General features: G+C 39.9%; 14 protein-coding genes and 1 pseudogene. 6 read left to right on the forward strand and 9 right to left on the reverse strand.

Annotated elements, in window-relative coordinates; translation table 11 throughout:
* Positions 1-95 precede the first annotated feature (95 nt).
* The 4 genes from ychF to CV014_RS10860 all read right to left on the reverse strand — a co-directional run bounded on the left by ychF (position 96) and on the right by CV014_RS10860 (position 3,361).
* Entirely contained in the window at positions 96-1,187 is a 1,092-nt protein-coding gene (gene ychF, locus CV014_RS10845; RefSeq protein WP_236142032.1) for a redox-regulated ATPase YchF, read from the reverse strand.
* A gap of 36 nt (positions 1,188-1,223) precedes the next feature.
* Positions 1,224-1,424: a hypothetical protein gene (locus CV014_RS10850; protein WP_236142033.1), complete on the reverse strand. Its 201-nt coding sequence runs from the start codon at positions 1,422-1,424 to the stop codon at positions 1,224-1,226.
* Positions 1,425-1,590: 166 nt separating this feature from the next.
* A complete protein-coding gene (cysC, locus tag CV014_RS10855) occupies positions 1,591-2,160 on the reverse strand; it encodes an adenylyl-sulfate kinase (protein WP_329608370.1) in 570 nt (189 codons plus the stop codon).
* A gap of 157 nt (positions 2,161-2,317) precedes the next feature.
* Complete coding sequence (locus CV014_RS10860) at positions 2,318-3,361, reverse strand: ribonuclease T2 family protein (RefSeq protein WP_236142035.1); 1,044 nt, start codon at positions 3,359-3,361, stop codon at positions 2,318-2,320.
* A gap of 331 nt (positions 3,362-3,692) precedes the next feature.
* On the opposite strand from CV014_RS10860, the gene CV014_RS10865 reads away from it, so the two are divergent.
* The 5 genes from CV014_RS10865 (at position 3,693) to CV014_RS10885 (ending at position 9,494) form a co-directional block, all read left to right on the forward strand.
* On the forward strand, positions 3,693-4,145 hold the full coding sequence (locus CV014_RS10865) for a DM13 domain-containing protein (RefSeq protein WP_236142036.1): 453 nt from the start codon (positions 3,693-3,695) through the stop codon (positions 4,143-4,145).
* A 72-nt stretch (positions 4,146-4,217) separates the two neighbouring features.
* A complete protein-coding gene (locus CV014_RS10870) occupies positions 4,218-4,937 on the forward strand; it encodes a DUF4079 domain-containing protein (RefSeq protein ID WP_236142037.1) in 720 nt (239 codons plus the stop codon).
* Positions 4,934-6,355 (forward strand): sensor histidine kinase, encoded by a 1,422-nt coding sequence (locus CV014_RS10875; protein WP_236142038.1) that lies wholly within the window; start codon positions 4,934-4,936, stop codon positions 6,353-6,355. Before CV014_RS10870 ends, CV014_RS10875 begins: the two co-directional genes overlap by 4 nt.
* A gap of 302 nt (positions 6,356-6,657) precedes the next feature.
* Positions 6,658-7,422, forward strand: coding sequence for an ABC transporter ATP-binding protein (locus CV014_RS10880; RefSeq protein ID WP_268964627.1), 765 nt, complete (start codon positions 6,658-6,660; stop codon positions 7,420-7,422).
* A gap of 1,055 nt (positions 7,423-8,477) precedes the next feature.
* Positions 8,478-9,494 (forward strand): ribose-phosphate pyrophosphokinase, encoded by a 1,017-nt coding sequence (locus CV014_RS10885; RefSeq protein ID WP_236142039.1) that lies wholly within the window; start codon positions 8,478-8,480, stop codon positions 9,492-9,494.
* 105 nt (positions 9,495-9,599) lie between these two features.
* On the opposite strand, the pseudogene CV014_RS10890 reads toward CV014_RS10885, so the two are convergent.
* Positions 9,600-10,154: pseudogene (locus CV014_RS10890) on the reverse strand (HD domain-containing protein); the annotation flags it as partial.
* Between the two features lie 32 nt (positions 10,155-10,186).
* Positions 10,187-11,650 (reverse strand): AAA family ATPase, encoded by a 1,464-nt coding sequence (locus tag CV014_RS10895; RefSeq protein ID WP_236142040.1) that lies wholly within the window; start codon positions 11,648-11,650, stop codon positions 10,187-10,189.
* 224 nt (positions 11,651-11,874) lie between these two features.
* Here CV014_RS10895 and CV014_RS10900 point away from each other — a divergent pair, with 224 nt between their 5' ends.
* The gene (locus CV014_RS10900; protein ID WP_236142041.1) at positions 11,875-13,056 is read left to right on the forward strand and encodes a low temperature requirement protein A; all 1,182 of its coding nucleotides are present in this window, start codon (positions 11,875-11,877) and stop codon (positions 13,054-13,056) included.
* A gap of 56 nt (positions 13,057-13,112) precedes the next feature.
* On the opposite strand, the gene CV014_RS10905 is transcribed toward CV014_RS10900, so the two are convergent.
* From CV014_RS10905 to CV014_RS10915, 3 genes are all read right to left on the reverse strand, one after another.
* On the reverse strand, positions 13,113-13,778 hold the full coding sequence (locus CV014_RS10905) for a hypothetical protein (protein WP_236142042.1): 666 nt from the start codon (positions 13,776-13,778) through the stop codon (positions 13,113-13,115).
* Positions 13,771-16,104: a CHASE2 domain-containing protein gene (locus CV014_RS10910; protein ID WP_236142043.1), complete on the reverse strand. Its 2,334-nt coding sequence runs from the start codon at positions 16,102-16,104 to the stop codon at positions 13,771-13,773. The genes CV014_RS10905 and CV014_RS10910 overlap by 8 nt, the downstream gene beginning before the upstream one ends.
* Before the next feature lie 141 nt (positions 16,105-16,245).
* On the reverse strand, positions 16,246-18,861 hold the full coding sequence (locus CV014_RS10915) for a CHAT domain-containing protein (protein ID WP_236142044.1): 2,616 nt from the start codon (positions 18,859-18,861) through the stop codon (positions 16,246-16,248).
* Between the last annotated feature and the right edge of the window lie 247 nt (positions 18,862-19,108).

The raw sequence follows: 19,108 nt of genomic DNA on the forward strand, positions 1-19,108 counted from the left end.
ATTTTGTTAATAGGGCATTGGGCATTGGGAATGGGTAAAATTTTATTTTCTTCCCTTACACCCCCACACCCTTACACCCCTACACCCTTAATTAACTACACATTAAATCTAAACAACATCACATCGCCTTCCTGCACAGTATACTCTTTACCTTCACTTCGCACTAAACCTTTTTCTTTCGCTGCGTTCATAGAACCCGTTGTGACTAAATCATTGTAAGCAACGGTTTCAGCACGAATAAAACCACGTTCAAAATCGGAGTGAATTACACCTGCTGCTTGGGGTGCTGACATTCCAGCATTAATAGTCCAGGCGCGGGTTTCTTTGGGGCCGCTAGTAAAATATGTGCGTAAACCTAAGAGGGTGTAAGTTGCACGAATTAAAGATTTTAAACCGCCTTCTTCTACACCTAAAGAAGCCAGAAAATCAGCTTTGTCTGCCTCTGGTAATTCTACTAGTTCCGCTTCTACTTGAGCCGAAACAATCACCACTTGAGCATTTTCTTGCGCTGCAATTTGTCGCACTTGTTCTACAAAATTATTACCTGTGGCTAAGTCATCTTCCGAGACATTGGCAGCATAGATAATAGGTTTATTCGTTAATAGTCCTAAGCCTTTAATAGTCTCGGCTTCTTCCTCAGTTAAACTGACTTGACGTACTGATTTACCTTCATTTAAAGCCGCAGCTAACTTTTCTAGAACTGTGACTTCAAATTGTGCTTCTTTGCTGGTGCGTGCTTGTTTGCGGGTGCGTTCAATGCGGCGTTCGATTTGTGCTAAGTCAGATAAACCTAGTTCTAAACTAATAATTTCAATATCTCGTGCTGGGTCAACTGAACCTGCTACGTGGATGATATCGTCATTCTCAAAACAACGTACCACATGAACGATCGCATCTACTTCGCGAATGTGCGAGAGAAATTGATTACCTAGTCCTTCACCTTGGCTAGCACCTTTGACTAAGCCGGCGATATCGACAAACTCAATACGTGCGGGGATAATTTGTGCTGAACCGGAAATTTGAGAAAGTTTGTTTAAACGCTCATCCGGTACTGCGACAACGCCGACATTGGGTTCAATGGTACAAAACGGAAAGTTAGCCGCTTCTGCTTTGGCGTTAGCGACTACAGCATTAAATAAAGTAGATTTTCCGACGTTGGGAAGTCCGACTATTCCGGCTCTTAGCATTTTAGATGTGATTTTGAGTTTGTTGACAAAGAAAAACTAAACGGGATTAGGTATCGTCTGGGGAATAGTTCCCGGAACTGTTTGGGGAATAGTCCCCGGAACTGTTTGGGGAATAGGAGCAGGTACGGTTTCTGGTACAGGCTCAGGTAAGGGCGGGGGAATTGTAGGTGCTGGTGATGGGTTGGGTTCTGGGTTGGTTTCTGGGTCGGGAATGTAAATAGCTTGAGGTCGAATCATGTCTATCACATCAATTATTCAACCTTCTCAACCTAGATGACAACTAGAACAATTGACATCTCCCCAAATGACTATGCCCAAGTCCTTTCATAATTTACCAAGAAAATCGGTTTAAAGCTCCGTTCTTCTAGAACGGCTTGCTGATAAAGTTCTCCAAACAGACAGGCTAAATCAAAACTGTCATAATCAAACCTTGCGTTTCTAGATAATCAAGCACTCGGTTAACACATTCTTCTACTGTAAATTTATCTGTTTGACAGATAATATCTGCATTATTTGGGGCTTCGTAGGGGTCAGAAATGCCAGTAAAATGTTTGATTTCTCCAGCCCTGGCTTTAGCGTAAAGTCCTTTGACATCACGAGATTCACAAACTTCTAGCGGTGCTTGGACGTAAATTTCGATAAAGTTGGTAGTCGTTTGTTTGAGTTCCTCTCGGACTTGACGATAGGGGCTAATAGCGGCAGCGATCGCAATTATGCCATGACGACTGAGCAAGTTAGCCACAAAGCCAATCCGACGCACATTTGTATCTCGGTCTTGTTTGCTAAAGCCTAGCTCTTGTGAAAGATGGGTGCGAACGACATCACCATCTAGTAATTCTACTGAGTAATTGCGTGCTTGTAGTTTTTGGGATAGTCTTTGAGCAATTGTTGTTTTGCCAGCACCACTTAACCCTGTGAGCCAGAGAATAGCACCTTGTTGTTTCATGTAAAATTTGATATTTAAGGCAGTGATTTTATTACTACAAGTATAGTCTACGTATCATCCGCAAATTAGGAACCTAAAATCTTTGATATTAAAAACAAAAGCGATCGCACTTCAAGTATCTCAAAATGCGATCGCTTTTGTTCTTATACCAATTCAATAAAATATTGATACGAGAAGTACAATACTAATCACGAGCGTCATCAACTAAGCAGGATTTAGTTGGTTTTTCAGGTTCGGCATTTGGGCTATTAACCAGCAATTGAGAAACTGGAGTATCTGGGGTAATCTCACCATTGAGATTGACCCAAAGTTCACCTATGCGGAATGATTTATCACATTTTACTTCTACTTTATCTCCTGTTTTAGCACCAAAAGATGATAATGATTTATCAATTTCTTTGACAGCAAGTTGACGACCAATGCTATTAGCAAATAGCTGCTGCACGGGTGATTGATTAAAGGCTTGTAGAAGCACAATTGACTCAGAGAAATACTCTTCTGGTGTAGCTTGGTAACAAGTACCATGTTTAATCCATTCGTGGCGGTGCAGATTGGATAATGTGCCAGGCATTACAGCTTGTAATTTTTGCCAAGTTTCAGGGGACAACTCTTTTTCTACTGCTGGTAATTTTGACCAGTCTCTATCATTACCATTATTGATCTTTGGATCGCCATCCAAAGCCCTGTCAGTTCTACTAACACCACAATAAACATTATCTTCAGGTTGAGGCCAAAGACCATGCAATGTGAAATTAGTGGCTTCAGGACGACTGGGATCTTGTGCTAATCGTTTGCATTCTTCTTTGTCTGGTTTGCTTTCACAAAATGCAGGTTGCCAACTGATAGCTAATAAGTAATCTTCACCGACGGTAATTGGAATTATAGGCGTATCGGGAGTGGGATTAGGAGTTGTATCAACTGGTAAACTCGCGATATTCAGACAACTAGCCTCAACCCAACGTTGAGGAGGATTAGCTTGAGAAATTTGTAACAAGTAGTGAGAGGGTATGTCTTTATTCTTGCCAACAATTTGGTAAGTTTCTCCCAGCTTTAATCTCACATTGCCGGGGTTAGTTGCTTTTTTAATAGAAACTACCGCTTCGCAAGCATTTGTAGCCGTGAATTGACCATCAAAGGAGATGAAAGCGAGAGCCGTGTTAGGCTGTAGTAAGAAAGAAAACACTAGTAGGACTGTTAATACAAGTGTTTTGATCAGCGATCGCAGCATTAGTATACTCCGTAAAATTCACTGAAAATGGTGATTTTCGCTCCTTATTAAAGATACAAGAGCAAATCACTACTTCCGGAGATTGTCTTTATATAGTTTGTCTTACTGGTGTATTGCGTAAGTTAATATACACTTAAATTTAAGTAAAATCTTGGTCAATATGGCAACAATAATATAAAAAATGCAACAAATTTAAAAAATATGACTAGAAATTACTCAAACTAATTATCAAAGGCATTAATTTTTAACAAATTCTCAGCATAAATTAATTTAATTAGACAGAAAAAGTATTAAATTAATTCTGGTATGAAAGTTTGAGGATTGTTAAAAAATGAAATGGAAATATTTAATCATTTTGGCAATTATTACTAATATATTTGTTGGCTGTACAGGGGAGCCTAGCAATAATCAAGTTGATAATCCAACACCCAATACTACTAAAACTAGTGCTAGTGCGCCTGTTGGAGCTGGTAATTTTCAAGCCGGAGAACACCCAACTAAGGGGAAAGTTGCAGTTGTCACAGAAGCGGGTAAACAATATCTAGAATTTGATGAAAATTTCAAAACGGATAATGGCCCAGACTTATTTGTGATTCTTTATCGTACTGATGCACCACCAGTAACCGGTATTAAAGAACAAGATTATGCTCAGATTGCGGCTTTGCAAAAAACTAGTGGTAAACAACGTTATGCTGTGCCACAAAATATCAAGCTAGCAAACTATAAATCTGTAGCTATTTGGTGTCGTAAATTTAATGCTACATTTGGTTATGCTGCTTTATAAAGCTACATAAATATTAAATTTGTGTAGTGAATCGATTTACATAGAAATAAAAATTGAATATCTGTTATTAATATGGAATTAGTAGATTTCTTAGGACTTATACATCCGGCGATCGCAGTTACCATTGTTTTTCCCTGCATTGGTATTGTGAGTTATTTTGCTTGGCAGACACGGGAACGCAGATTACAAAGCGCAGACGGTGGTAAAAGCAAGATTCCGCCAATTGTGGGGGGAGAACATAAGCGAATTGGCGAATGGCTATGTATTGCTGTTGTCGGTTTATGCTTATTAGGGTTAGCCTACCCCATTGGGAAAAATATCATCAAAAAGCAACTGTGGAATCAAAACTTATTCCCAGTAATATTTATTCTATTGATGTTTGTTTTGGCTATAATTTGTTTAGTCTTACTGTTGCGAGCAAGAGAACGTTTATGGCGTGGTGTATTCGCCACATTAACTGGTACAGCTTTAGTCATTTTAGGCTGTCAAGATGGCGTATTTCGTCGCACGAATGAATGGTACTGGTCACACTACTATATAGGTATTACCGCATCATTACTCATGATTTTTTCTGTGGCGATCGTCCAAGATATTTATCAAGATAGATCACATCGTTGGCGGTTAATACATACAATTTTAAATTGTGTGGCATTATTACTTTTTCTCGGTCAAGGATTTACAGGTTCACGAGACTTATTAGAAATTCCCTTAAATTGGCAAGAGTCATATATTTATCAATGTAATTACGTCCAAAAAACTTGTCTAACTCCAAATAATCAAGCTCCCAAGTGAAACAACTTCACAAATTGCACCCAAAAATAGATCCGTTTTCCTTACGCTTACGTTTAACAATTGGGATTGCTGTACTTTCTACTTTAGGTCTAGGAAACTTAGCATTCTGGACGGGGTGGAAAATACAGCAAATTTTAATCAATAACCATAAAAATAATACTGAAACAATTGCTCAACGGCTACCTCGTGATGTGCAGATTTATAGTGAAATGATGCCGCCAGAAGCTGCACTGCAAAAATCAATTGATAGCCTCACAGCAACCAATACATATTTATGGGTAAAAAATTCTGAAAATCAGATTATAGGTAAATCTAATAACTGGAACCAGTTACCGAATAAAACCACAACTGAATTAATGTCCCTGGGTGAAATGATCCTACAAGCACGCATAGAAAAAGTAGGGGGACGTTATTTTGTGTTGTGTGGTGGTGCTGTTCCCGTCAAGGGAAAAATTCTAGGTAACTTATTTGTGATTCAGGATGTCACCCGTGAACAGCAAATGTTTTTAGTGATGGTGCGGAGTTTGGGTGTTGGCAGTATTGTAACAATTATCGTCATGTCCATCGCGATCGCCATCTATGTTAAGCGTTCCTTGCAACCATTAATGCAGCTTAGTCAAATGACATCTGTAATTTCCATTGCGGATTTAGGACAAGCTAAATTATATCTAGATAAAGCACCAAGTGAAGTCAAAGAATTAGCCCAAACCTTCAATATGATGTTAGCTCGACTGTCCCAATCTTGGGAACAAGAGCGTCAATTTGTCAGTAATGTTTCCCATGAATTACGCACACCCCTAACAATAGTACACGGCTATTTACAAAGTGTTTTACGCCGCCAAACAAACCTGAATGAAATGCAGCGAGAAGCCTTAGAAACTGCTGCATCAGAAGCCGAAAGAACAATTCGACTCCTACAAGATTTATTAGATTTAGCAAGAGCCGATAGTGGTTACTTGCAATTTTGTTTAGAAGAATGTGTCTTAAATGATTTAATTGTAGAAGTAGCAGGGATGGCAGAAAAATATAGCGATCGCCAGATTATTATTGAAAATAAAACTAACCCAATTATCGCTAAAGCCGACTACAATCGCCTCAAACAAGTATTACTTAACTTAATTGATAACGCCGTAAAATATTCTGAAGCAAATACACCTATAACTTTGAAGTTAGATCAACAAGAACAAGCCGCTATCATTCAAGTTGCTGATCAAGGTTATGGCATACCTCTACAACAACAATCACGGATTTTTGAAAGATTCTACCGCGCCGACGAAGCTCGCACGAGTTCCATCGGTGGTTCTGGTTTAGGATTATCTATCGTCAAAACCCTTGTAGAAAGCATGGATGGTAATGTCACAGTGCGTTCTAGGTTAAATGAAGGAAGTACGTTTACCATTACTTTACCCAAGAGTTAGTCGCGAGGATTGGGGATTGGGGATTGGGGACTGGGGACTGGGGACACTTCGACAAGCTCAGTGCTTCGCTGGGGACTGGGGATTGGGGACTGGGGAACAGGTAACAAAGGTCACAGTCTTTTAATATAGAGTAATGAGTGCTGAGTAATAACATAATGACTAATGACTGTTGACTAATGACTAATGACTAATGACTAATGACTAATGACTAATGACTAATGACTATTGACTAATGACTATTGACTATTGACTATTGACTATTGACTATTGACTATTGACCATTGACTATTGACTAAAATCCTATGCCAACCATTTCCATTACTGATTCACTCGTTCCTAATCCAGTACCGAAATCAACAATCATTCGTCTAGAAAATATCTTTAAAATCTACGGTAGTGGAGAAACTGAAATTCAGGCTTTAAATAATGTCAACTTAGCAATCGACGAAGGTGAATATTGTTCCATTATGGGGCCTTCCGGTTCAGGTAAGTCCACAGCCATGAATATTATCGGCTGTCTCGACCGCCCAAGCACTGGACAATATTATCTAGATAACGTTGATGTGGCACAAATGAATGATGCAGATTTAGCGCACATTCGCAACAAAAAACTGGGGTTTGTCTTTCAACAATTCCACCTACTACCCCAACTCACGGCTTTAGAAAATGTGATGTTACCAATGGTGTATGCGAGTGTTAATCCCAACGAAAGACGCGATCGCGCTACAGAAGCACTAATTAAAGTAGGGTTAGAAAAGCGACTGAGTAACAAACCTACTCAACTTTCTGGTGGACAACAACAAAGAGTAGCGATCGCCCGTGCCATTGTCAACCGTCCCGTTGTTCTCCTGGCTGATGAACCAACCGGCGCACTCGATTCTCGCACTACCCAAGAAGTTCTAGATATTTTCACCGAACTTAATCAGAGTGGAATTACCGTCGTTATGGTGACACATGAACCAGAAGTGGCGCGTCAAACTCGACGCATTGTCTGGTTTCGGGATGGTCAGGTAGTGCATTCTCATCTCACACCAGAAGATTTACAGGAATCGCAATTTGCGGAGTAGGTAAATGCGAAAGGATATCAAACAAATATAGTTTTGACATCGTTAATTACCGTGGTAAGATATATTTGCCCAAAATATATACAGTCGTAAATCTCAAATCTGCTGTCAGCAACAGCCCTGACATCAAAGTGATAAACTCACCCCAAAATCACCCCATAACTTTGTGAAGCTAGCATCATCTTTAAGTGCCAGATCAGCAATAATAACTGCGTTGAAACAATAAAAACAATCGCAGTTATTCACGTTGCTCACTTTGCTAGAAGTATGCTATCGGCATTATTACCGTAAATCTATTCCCTGTAAATGTAGTGTCTCTAGCGGTAAATACAGCCAAGTTTCATAGTTTTAGTTCTATTAGTCTACATAGCTCTACTAGTCCTGATTATTAGTAGTCAAATCTTGCTATTTAATATTTGAGACATTCACTATTTACCCACACTCATAACCAGCGAAACCCAATCACCACAAGACTCATCAGTCAAGACTTCTACAAATCAACTTTGACCCAGCCACATCGAAAACAGAAAAATTTTTGTGATTTTCAACCAAAAATATAGTCAGTCAGTTTATATTATAATTTTGCAACCACTATCAGTTAGACATTCAGCAAACACTACAGATACCCTCAACTTACTTGTTGGTAGAAGTATATGTTTTCTGAATGCTACGGCAATCCTCAATTATTCCCCAGAGCTGAGAACCTGTGTTTCTCGAAAAATAAAATTTATGCTCGGAATTATTCCCAATCCCATAGGATTGTTAACTCTGTTCAAGATTAATTTATTCTTGAATTCAGACATACAATGGGTAGAGGCAGCAACCACAAGAAAGTGCGGTTTTTTCTTATCACCCCAGGTTTAACTAATGAGACTAGTTTACAGAATTGGTATCAGTCCATCTATGGAACGGTTCTTACAACAAGGAAGGGAATATGAGCAATTGATAATTATGTTGAGAGATATTTAAACTCATTATCAAAGCTTAAAGAAAACTCACAGATGTTTTTTTTGGTCTATTTCCGTTAAACCTACTAAATATCTAGTGCTAATATCGCCATGAATGCACATCGAGGATCTGCTGTACTCAGTTCTACCGCTTTTAGAATGCAGCCAGCCGCAACAGGGCTGACTGAAAATCATCGCTTGCGGCTTTTTTCTGGTTCTGCCAATATATCACTTTCCCAAGAAGTAGCCCGTTACCTGGGTATGGATTTAGGCCCCATGATTCGCAAAAGATTTGCAGATGGGGAATTGTATGTCCAAATTCAAGAATCAATTCGCGGTTGTGATGTCTACCTCATCCAACCGAGTTGTCAGCCCGTTAATGACCATTTAATGGAACTGCTGATTATGATTGATGCTTGTCGGCGTGCTTCTGCTAGACAAGTAACAGCAGTCTTACCCTACTATGGTTACGCTCGTGCCGATCGCAAAACCGCCGGTAGAGAATCCATCACCGCCAAGCTAGTGGCTAACCTGATTACCCAAGCAGGTGCTAACCGCGTTTTGGCGATGGATTTACACGCAGCGCAAATTCAGGGCTATTTCGATATTCCCTTTGATCATGTCTACGGTTCACCAGTCTTATTAGACTATTTAGTCAGCAAACAACTGCATGATATTGTCGTTGTCTCCCCTGATGTTGGTGGTGTAGCCAGAGCGAGGGCTTTTGCGAAAAAACTGAATGATGCGCCCCTAGCCATCATTGACAAGCGTCGTCAAGCACACAATGTAGCGGAAGTCTTAAATGTGATTGGTGATGTCAAAGGTAAAACCGCCGTTTTAGTTGACGACATGATTGATACAGGCGGAACTATTGCCGAAGGTGCGCGGTTGTTGCGGGAAGAAGGCGCACGCCAAGTATATGCTTGTGCTACCCACGCAGTTTTTTCGCCACCTGCAATTGAGAGATTATCGAGTGGCTTGTTCGAGGAAGTAATTGTTACTAACACGATTCCTATTCCCGAAGAAAAGCGATTCCCCCAACTTGTGACGCTATCAGTAGCCAACTTATTAGGGGAAACCATCTGGCGCATTCATGAAGATACTTCTGTAAGTAGTATGTTCCGGTAATTGGGGCATAGGGAATGGGGAATGGGGCATTGGGCATGGGGAATGGGGAATGGGATTTGCGTTCCTAGCCCCCCTGCTCCCTGCCCCCTGCCCCCTGCCTCCTACTAATTCCTCCAGTTCCGTCATCGCTCTTGTTAACTCTTCTACAATGGCAGTCAGTTGAATTTTTCTGAGTGCATCTATGAGTGTGCGATAATACCACAAAGTACCGTCTTTACCACCTTGGAAGCGTTGCCATAGAGATTCACCCACTAAACGATAATCTTGTAAGAGTGAGCGCAGGTTGTGGAGTTTATCGGCAGACGATACCAGTAGCACTGATGGCGAAGCTGTGGGTAGATGGGCAATATACGCTTCCTTGCGTTGTCGCCAAGGCGGTTTAGGAGTAGTATCAGCATCCGTGCAACCATCTACGATGTTGGTGACATTTTCACCAAAGCGGCGGAGAATTTCGGCGCGTGTAGCTGCACCCCCTTGGTCTTCTATGGCATCATGTAATAGAGCTGCGATCGCTTCATCTTCATTCGCACCATATTCTAAAGCAATACTAGTTACACCCAATAAATGAGCAATATAGGGAACGCCAGAACCTTTACGCACTTGGCTAGCGTGTAGTTCTGTGGCGTAGATTAAAGCTTGGCGGAAGCGTTCAGAAAGTATGATCATACAAATTACAACTGGCTCTACGGAAATTAACCTCCAGATAAATCCTCAGCCGTAATCAAAGTTAGCTCAACATTATCTAGCTTGTGGAGATTATGGACAATGCGATTTGCTTGTTGTTCAATACTGCGCTCAAATAAAGCACGGGCAAACCGGCCATTGCCAAAATTTCTGTCTCGTTTGACATGAGCCAGTTCAAAGGTAGCCTGTAAGATGATATGGGCTGAAGCATCTAGAGTGTAGCCGTTATCGTGACAGAATTTCTTGAAAATTAATAATAACTCTTGGGGATTGTAGTGATCTAAGTAAAATAAGCGGTGTAAGCGGGATTTAAAACCAGGGTTAGAAGCAAGTAACCGATCCATTTCTTCAGTGTAACCAGCAATGACCACCGCCAAGCGATCGCGGCAATCTTCCATCCGTTTAATTAATATCTGCAATGCTTCCTTACCATAGTCATTAGGGCTATCTTCGGGGACTAGGGCGTGAGCTTCATCAATGAACAAGACACCATCTAAAGCTTGCTGGACAGCATTTTCTACCCTCAGCGCAGTTTGACCAATATAGCCACTGACAATTCCCGCCCGGTCAGTTTCTACAACGTGTCCCCGTTCTAGAAATCCCAACTGTTTATACAACCTCCCCACCAAGCGCGCAATTGTAGTTTTACCCGTCCCTGGAGGCCCATACAGCATCAGGTGGAGGGAAATGTCTACAGTTTTTAAACCCCGTTTTTGCCGTTCAGTTTGGACTTTGAGGTAATTTGCTAAAGAAAAAAGTTGTTGTTTGGTGCGCTCATGTCCAACTAACGCCTTTAAATCTGCAAATACTTGCTCTAGACTATCTTCCAAAGGTGGCTCATGCTCAACAAAGTTAGCTTTGGTTTCGTATCTCGAATCATAAACCTCTAGAGTGCTATCACCCAAATCTTTGTCTGCATCCGGCGCGCTAACCATGAGACTGTGAACTTTCATTTTAATTTTGTCGTGGATGACAAAACCAAAATTCCGGCCGGGGACATCCATTAACTTATCGGCGGGAAATTTATCTACCAGGGTACTGTTAATGTAAAACTCGACAAAATTGCCCACTCGGCAAATCTCTAGTAAGTTAACAGCATTACCGCGCTGGATGCGATCGCAACGTTTCCAATCTGTATAATTGACAAAGCTACCATTCCTCACCTCAGCAATGCGATAACAAGCATTCCCAGAAATCACAAACTCAAAAAAATTGCGATCGTCCAATAGTCCCCAAACGAAGCCATAACCGTGATCCTCTACACCAGCAGCTTTTTCTAAGACCATGTGAATATGAAAATCGCTTCTGTCGTAAAAGAACTCCGTCGAATTCCACGATAGCCAATAAGCATCCCCTGCCCGTTTGTGGTCAAACACATAGTGACCCACTTCCATGTAAAGGCTGCACTCTGAGCTATCCCGTGTCACCCAACTACAGCGATTATCTTGAAAGTGTTCCTCAAAAATTAGCATTGCGTTCCTCTGTAGCTCTGTGTGTAGAATCAGCTGCTAACTATTTCATTCTAAACACGCCTCAACAGACTTACTTGTTTACTAAACTCTTCTAATCTTCCCCCCACAAGCACTTCAGCCTCTGGGGCAGATTTTCTTTATAGAACAGAAATTCCCCTGCTTTCCTCTCTTCCCCTCACGCACGACTAATGGTAAAAAACAATTAGCAATGAGCATATACCACCATGGCAAATTTTCTGCACACCCCCAGGTTACGTATTGGCGAAGATAACGAGGAAGAAAGACGCGCAACTTGGCTGGAGTTGTTTTATGATTTGGTGTTTGTGGTTGCAGTCTCTCAGCTAGCACACAATTTAAAAAGCGATATCTCCCCGTCTGGATTATGGGGATTTGTGGTTTTATTTATACCTGTTTGGTGGTCTTGGATTGGTACAACATTTTACGCCAACCGCTTTGATAGTGATGATATTGGACATCGCCTGCTAGTTGGAGTACAAATGCTAACCGCCGCAGCGATGGCGGTGAATATACATCATGGTTTGAGTGAGAGTGCAGCCGGATTTGCCTTAGCCTATGCTTTGGGGAGAGCGATTTTAGTAGTTCAGTATGTTTTGGCGGGAATACATATACCAGCAGCCAAGGCTCTAACTACTCATTATGCCATCGGTTTTGCGATCGCTGCTGTATTGTGGCTACTATCCGCCTTTTTACCTGCTCCTTGGCGATTTGTGCTTTGGGGTTTAGGAATCATCATTGATTTTGCCACACCCTTAACAGCACACAAAGTCCAAATGGGACTTCTTCCCCATGCTTCCCACCTCCCTGAAAGATTTGGGCTGTTTACGATTATTGTTTTAGGTGAAGCCATCATTGCTGTCGTCAATGGGGTTTCTGAACACCATTGGAATATTCTTACCGCCATTTCTGGTTTATTTGGGTTAGGTATTGCTTTTGGGTTGTGGTGGATTTATTTCGATAATTTAGGCGGAACACCCATTGAAGCCGCAAAAGTTAGTGGCAAAGTCAGTATTATGAATATTTGGCTGTATACTCACTTACCTCTAGTAATTGGGATAGCAGCTGCTGGTGTTGGTGTAGAAGAAGTCATCCTCAATCAGTCCAAGGTAGCACTTCCTGATCCGCAAAGGTGGTTAATATGCGGTGCTGTAGCTTTATGTTTAACAGCCATCAGTATTTTGCATAATTTTGGTGTGATTCGCTATTGCAAAATCCGATCTCAATATCGCATCATAGGGGCAATTTTATTAGTAGCGATCGCTATTTTTGGCAAAGGTTTATTACCCATTGCCGTTATTACCTTAGTGGCTGTAGTCGTTGCGGTGCAAGTCATCCAAGACTTATATCAAAGTCGCCCCAGCAACCGATTGAGCGACCCAGAATTTTAGGTTACTCAGCGCTCTTTTGGTCGTAGAGACGTTGTATTGATGATGAAAATCTATGACTATTGGTCTTTACAGAGATTTTGAGTGATTTGTTGACGCAGATTATTTAATTCGGCGGAAGGTGTATTGACAGAATATATTTGTTGCAATACGTCTGACCATAATTGATATTCGGCGAAATAGTTAGCTTTAGCAAGGGCGATCGCTTCTTGATTTGCCCCTTGTTTTTGCAGTTGTGCTTCTATAGTTTGCAATTGGGTTGTGATGCGATCGCGCTGTTGTGTATCGATGATTTGAAATGTAATAAATCTGTTGGAATTGACTTCCCATTTATAGCTTTGACCCGGTTTTAAAGGTTCACCATTATAGATAATCTGCTGAGTATCTTTGACTGGTTCAGACCACAAAACCTGATTCTTATTTACCGGTTTCACAGTAACTTCTCTCACATTACCTTGCCAGATAAATAACGGGCGATCGCTCCAAATTTTCCTTGTCGTCTTGGGCGCATCTGGAGAAATCATACAGATGATTTCTGTGGGGCGTGAACCACCTTTGCGCGGGCTAACAGGTGGTTTTTTCGTAAATAACAGCCGAGAAATATTAAACCAAGATGTATTAGGTGGATTTTTCTTTTCAGCTATAGTTAATTGCTGGGTTATTCCCATAAAATTAATTAAGCTGAGGGCTAAAATAGATAGATTTGAAACTACAGTTTTAACCATATTTTTTTCTAGGGAAGACAATAAGCAAAATATAAAAACACAATGTAGCTGATGGTAAAAACCAAGGCAATAGCACAGCAGATGATGTCATATATAATTGCAAACTGAGTATACCGTATAAGCCTGTAGTTATTGTAGTCATAGCTAATAATTTCTTAAAATCATGTTTTTGATGATTTTGCCATAAATATAGGCTCTTCCCCAAGATAATCGATATAGCAATTAGCCAAATATCAGGAATGGGTGTCACTAATCTTTTAGTTAATAAATGATGTACCATATACGCATGATATTCTCCTCCTGTTAATACCCGATTGTGATTGAAAGTATTTTGTTGTTGTCGCCAATATTTAACAGCTAAAGGTAAATCTGTGCCATGTAAATTATCTTCACCGTCAAAATCAACTCCTGCGTCGTCATATCCACCAGGCACAATCATCACAATTTGCTGGGATAAATTTGGCGGGATACCTTGATTTTCGAGTAATTGCCAAGCGGGGATTGTTTGATATATTTGCTGAGGCGGAATTGAGAAATCAACAATTGGGTGCATCCACATTTGTTCTAGCCAATAACTCAAGGCGGTAACTGGTTGTAGATGCGATCGCGGTGATGATAAAATAGTTTGATGACTTTTATTACCCTCTTTTAAAAACACATTAATCTGTTGTAAAAAGTCAATCTGACTATCTAATTTTGGTTGTGGTGAATTGGGTATTTTTTGTAATTGGTATGACAGTGTTAATAAACTCGAAAAGTACCAAGGTTGTGCTTGTAAATCATTTATAGGGAATAATTGCATATACCCAGGCAGAAATTCAATCTCGCCCTGTAAACTCCAATTGAGACTAGCAATATTTGGTAATGTCTGTAGCCATTCGCCTTTAGTATCAGAAGTAGCTGCAAAGACAAACCATGTCGGTTGGGGTTGAGAAACCGCAGTTTGAATGGAGTTAGCAAGGAAGCGATCGCTTTGTTCTTGGTGTCGATCTAAGAGATAATCAATACCGACTACCTTTGCTTGATTAGCCACTAATTTGTCAACGATACTGGCTAGATATTTGCGATCTAATGGTTTTGGGTTAGATATTTTGGCTTTGCGGATAGACTCTTCATCAATTTCTACTAAAAGCACTGGTGGCTGATTATTGGTGGTTTCTACCTGATTAGTTAATTGGCGATAAATAGCTTGTACTAATAAACGTCTTTGTAATAAAAAATTTTGTACTGGTAATAGTAGACTAATAAATAAGATAATTGCTAGGGCGATCGCTTCTTTGCGGCTTGGTTGAAAACTTTGAATTAATTGCCGAATTCCAGAGGGTTGGAGGCGAAATAAATCGGTTTCAGGATAACGGAATAAAGACGGAATTAAATAAGCACTGGGATAAGTTAGATGTTTTTCTATTTGCAGATATTGAGCAGCAGTGATTAATGCTTCCTGGACATCTTGATAGTTAGCTAAAGCCTGGATAAATTGCTTCAAAAAATCTTTAGCTACATCATTATGGATGGGTTCGCGCATCACTGCTACTTGACTTAAGCCTAAATCAATTAATTTATTGGCGATGCTTAACCCTTGACATGAATTGAAAATTGCAAACTGTAATCCTCTAGATTTAGCAGTAATTAATGACTGTTCTATTTCACTAATAGATAAAGCAGTATGGGGAGCGATCGCAATTTCTCCCCCAGTCAAACTAGTTTCATTACTGTGTCCGAGAAATAAGAGAATATCCCAACCTGAATCTGCTGCGATCGCCTTTACAATTTGCGTTTTTAATTCATTAATATTAACTGCTGGTTGCCAACCAATAAAAGTTGTTTCTACAAGAGAACCTAAAGCAGCTATAGCTTTTTTTTCAACCTGAAAATTTAAACCTGTTTCATCCCCTAAAATCACCAAAATCTTAGCTTTACCATTGCGTCGCCTATGATTAACTGCTTCCTTGCGATTTAAAGCTGTGCGAACAATTCTAATCTTCCTAGTAGACGATTTCCCAAACTCTGCACCAAATTCCCAGAGTTCCCAAGGTAAACGCGCTAAATCTAAAGGATGGCAAGTCAGAAAAACATCAATATTAGTAGTAGCCTGGGCGATAGTTGCCCGAATTTCGTACAATTCTGCACTGCGTAACCAGTGATGAAACGCTGCTAAAAGTTGGGCTTCTGCTTGAATTAATTGTGAATTCCAGTCTACAGGAGGTGCGACTAAACTACCAACTTCTTCTACTCTACCTCGCATTCCATTATTATAAAATCGCAGATAAATACGCTGCCATTCTTGATATTTTAATTTTAGTTCGTCAGGATAGGCAACTGTCACTAAAATTTGTTGACCTTGCCCCAGGATAATTCAAAAGCACATGATTGTTCAAATTGTTGAACTTTTAAATAAAACGTTGTTGCAATCATAATTATCCGCCAATAAACGCTGACAAATTAAACTTTTAACTCTTTTAATTACTTAATTTTGAACTGTTTCGGACTCACCAATCAAAGTAAATGCAGCCCAATCTCTAGGATTTGGATACTTGTTCATAGTTATCAGCATGGCATTTCTTAACGCCACAGCCTTATCGGAATTTTTCTCCCATTGTCGATAAAACTCTGTCATCAATTCTGAAGTGGGAGAGTCAGGAACAGCCCACAGCGAAACAATCACACTTGGCGCGCCTGCTGTAATAAATGCGCGAGATAAGCCAATTACCCCATCACCCGTAATTGTTCCTCTCCCGGTGTCGCAAGCACTTAAAACTACTAATTCTGCATTGATTTTTAAATTCAGAATTTCCGCCGGTGTGAGTAAACCATCGTCATTACTGGTGGGTGCAAGAGCAATGGCAGTTGGTATCCTCTGACGAGGATCATCTAACAATCCATGCGTCGCTAAATGAATAATTTTAGCTGTTGATAACTTTTGTTTTAATGCTGCTTTTGTCGCATCCTTACCAGTGATCGCCTTAGTTTTAAATAAATTCGCAATAGTTAATACTTCCTTTTCTGCGCCTTGAAGCGGATCAAGTTGTACAGGTGGAATTCCTACTTTTGGCATGATAGGATTCCCTATAACTAACATCTCTTTACCTGTGATTTTTTGTCTTTGTTGACGAGTTAAATCGAGAACTTGAATTGCTGGTGCAGTTACAATTGTGTGTTTTGTAATTAAATATTGATCATTCTTATCTTGTAGGGCTGCGAATGGTACTAAAAAGAGTGAATCATGAGGAATAAAAATCACCTTCTCTTGTGGTTTGTTAGGGAGAAGTGAAGCAATAGGTGTAATCAATACTTCATGTAATTGCTGCAAATATTGTTTTTTGTTAGCTCCGTTTTTGGGGTTTACTTTAATACCTCTTCCCCCAGCACCAATGGCTAGACGACTTTTATTTACTAATGTGGTCAGTGGTGTTTTTAATGATTTTAAGTCTACTTGTTTAAAAGCGATTTCGCCATTCGCTTTGATCACCCAGATATAAAGTTTTGATATTTGCGGCTCTTGTTTACTGTTAACTCTCAGAGGTTCGTCAATAATTGAATACTCTACTAGAGTAGCATTTTGTGCTTTTGCTATTTGTCGAATTTGCTCAATATTAGGTGGCTTGATAGTTTGATTATTGTTATTATTTAGCGATATATTTAAGGATAATAATTCAACTAAAGCTCTAGCTCGACCACGTTCGGCAATTTCTAATGCTGTGTTAATTTTATTTTGGTTAATTAAGACTTGTTGTAAAAAGCGATAGTTAGAAGCTTGTTTTTCAAAAATTGATATTTTCTGATCATCAGATAATTCTTTTGTTCTTAAAGATTCAAAAACTTCAATAGCAGCAAACAAGGTTTTTTCTGCATCTGCATAGTTACCCAAACTGTTGTACGATGCTGCTATATTACTGAGCGTTGTACCGACACCTTCTGTATTACCAACTTGTTTTAAAATCGCTAGAGCTTGCTGATAAAAGTCTAAAGCCTTAGTATAATCTCCCTGATGATCGTAAATTGTCCCAATATTGTTGAGGGAACCACCGATATTGGCTTTGTCATCAATAGTTTTGACGATCGCTAAAGATTGCTGATAGTGTTCTAATGCTTTGGTATACTCTCCTTTATTGCGGTAAACGTTACCAATATTGTTGAGAGTTGTACCTATACCTGCTTTGTCACTAATTTGTTTTTGAATCGCTAAAGCTTGCTGATGAAAGTCTAAAGCTTTAGCATACTTTCCTTGAGTGTTGTAAATTACTCCAATATTGTTAAGAATAACCGCTTGACTGGTTGGATTACGAATTTGTGTGAAAATCGCTAAAGCTTGCTGATAAAAGTCTAAAGCTTTATCATATTGTCCTAAATTACGGTATGTTGAGCCAATATTGTTGAGATTTGTAGCTATACCTGCTGTGCTATTAATTTTTTTTTGAATCGCTAAAGCTTGCTGATAAAAGTCTAAAGCCTTAGCATATTCTCCCTGAGATTCGTAAATTGCTGCAATATTGTTGAGAGTTGTGCCTACACCTGCTGTGCTATTAATTTGTTTTTGAATTGCTAAAGCTTGCTGATAAAAGTCTAAAGCCTTAGCATATTCTCCCATATAGCTATAAATATGCCCAATATTGCTGAGAGTTATACCTACACCTGCTGTATCGTCAATTTCTTGGCGAATTACTAAAGCCTGCCTAAATAAGTCTAAAGCTTTGGTATACTCTGCCATATAACTATAAACAAACCCTATACTGTTTAGAATTCTAGCTATACCTGCCTTGTCATTAATTTGTTTGGCGATCGCTAAGGCTCGTTGAAAGGAGTTTAAAGCTTTGGTGTACTCTCCTTGATTGACGTAAACTCCCCCCATATTGTTGAAAGTTCTAGCTATACCTGCGGTATCATTAATTTGTTTGGCGATCGCTAAGGCTTGCTCAAAACTTTTCAAAGAATCTTGAAATTGGCCTTGGTTTAGCTGCTGAAGACCTAATTGATTCAGGCGTAATACTTCATCCCTGCGTTCTTGGGTAGTTTGTGTTTGTGCAGTAGTCAGTGTATTTATTTTTGACTCAGCAACGCTTACATGGAAGACTGGCCATAGCACTGAAGTAACCAGAAACAGAAATACGAGACGGTGATGCACAGGAAGCTATCCTCCAAGCAGAGTAAGATTTTGCTTGCTTCTATATACTTCTCATGCTTTGGAAGGTTATGCAAAAATTTTGTCTCATTTAAGGTATTGAAACTTCACAGTTGATTATTGCTCCCCTTCCCTGGTAGGTAAGGAGTTAGGGGTTAGGTTTCACGTTAACTTTTCCACATAGCGTAAAAAGTCAGGATGAGAAATTGGT

It is taken from the genome of Nostoc sp. CMAA1605, assembly GCF_021596505.1.
Classification (GTDB): domain Bacteria; phylum Cyanobacteriota; class Cyanobacteriia; order Cyanobacteriales; family Nostocaceae; genus Trichormus.

Bases quoted from the DNA above. Each gene is read 5' to 3' on its own strand.
- CV014_RS10860 (WP_236142035.1), bottom strand. From the start codon at position 3,361: ATGCTGCGATCGCTGATCAAAACACTTGTATTAACAGTCCTACTAGTG.
- CV014_RS10870 (WP_236142037.1), top strand. From the start codon at position 4,218: ATGGAATTAGTAGATTTCTTAGGACTTATACATCCGGCGATCGCAGTT.
- CV014_RS10850 (WP_236142033.1), bottom strand. From the start codon at position 1,424: ATGATTCGACCTCAAGCTATTTACATTCCCGACCCAGAAACCAACCCA.
- CV014_RS10905 (WP_236142042.1), bottom strand. From the start codon at position 13,778: ATGGTTAAAACTGTAGTTTCAAATCTATCTATTTTAGCCCTCAGCTTA.
- CV014_RS10895 (WP_236142040.1), bottom strand. From the start codon at position 11,650: ATGCTAATTTTTGAGGAACACTTTCAAGATAATCGCTGTAGTTGGGTG.
- CV014_RS10885 (WP_236142039.1), top strand. From the start codon at position 8,478: ATGAATGCACATCGAGGATCTGCTGTACTCAGTTCTACCGCTTTTAGA.
- CV014_RS10900 (WP_236142041.1), top strand. From the start codon at position 11,875: ATGGCAAATTTTCTGCACACCCCCAGGTTACGTATTGGCGAAGATAAC.
- CV014_RS10880 (WP_268964627.1), top strand. From the start codon at position 6,658: ATGCCAACCATTTCCATTACTGATTCACTCGTTCCTAATCCAGTACCG.
- ychF (WP_236142032.1), bottom strand. From the start codon at position 1,187: ATGCTAAGAGCCGGAATAGTCGGACTTCCCAACGTCGGAAAATCTACT.
- CV014_RS10865 (WP_236142036.1), top strand. From the start codon at position 3,693: ATGAAATGGAAATATTTAATCATTTTGGCAATTATTACTAATATATTT.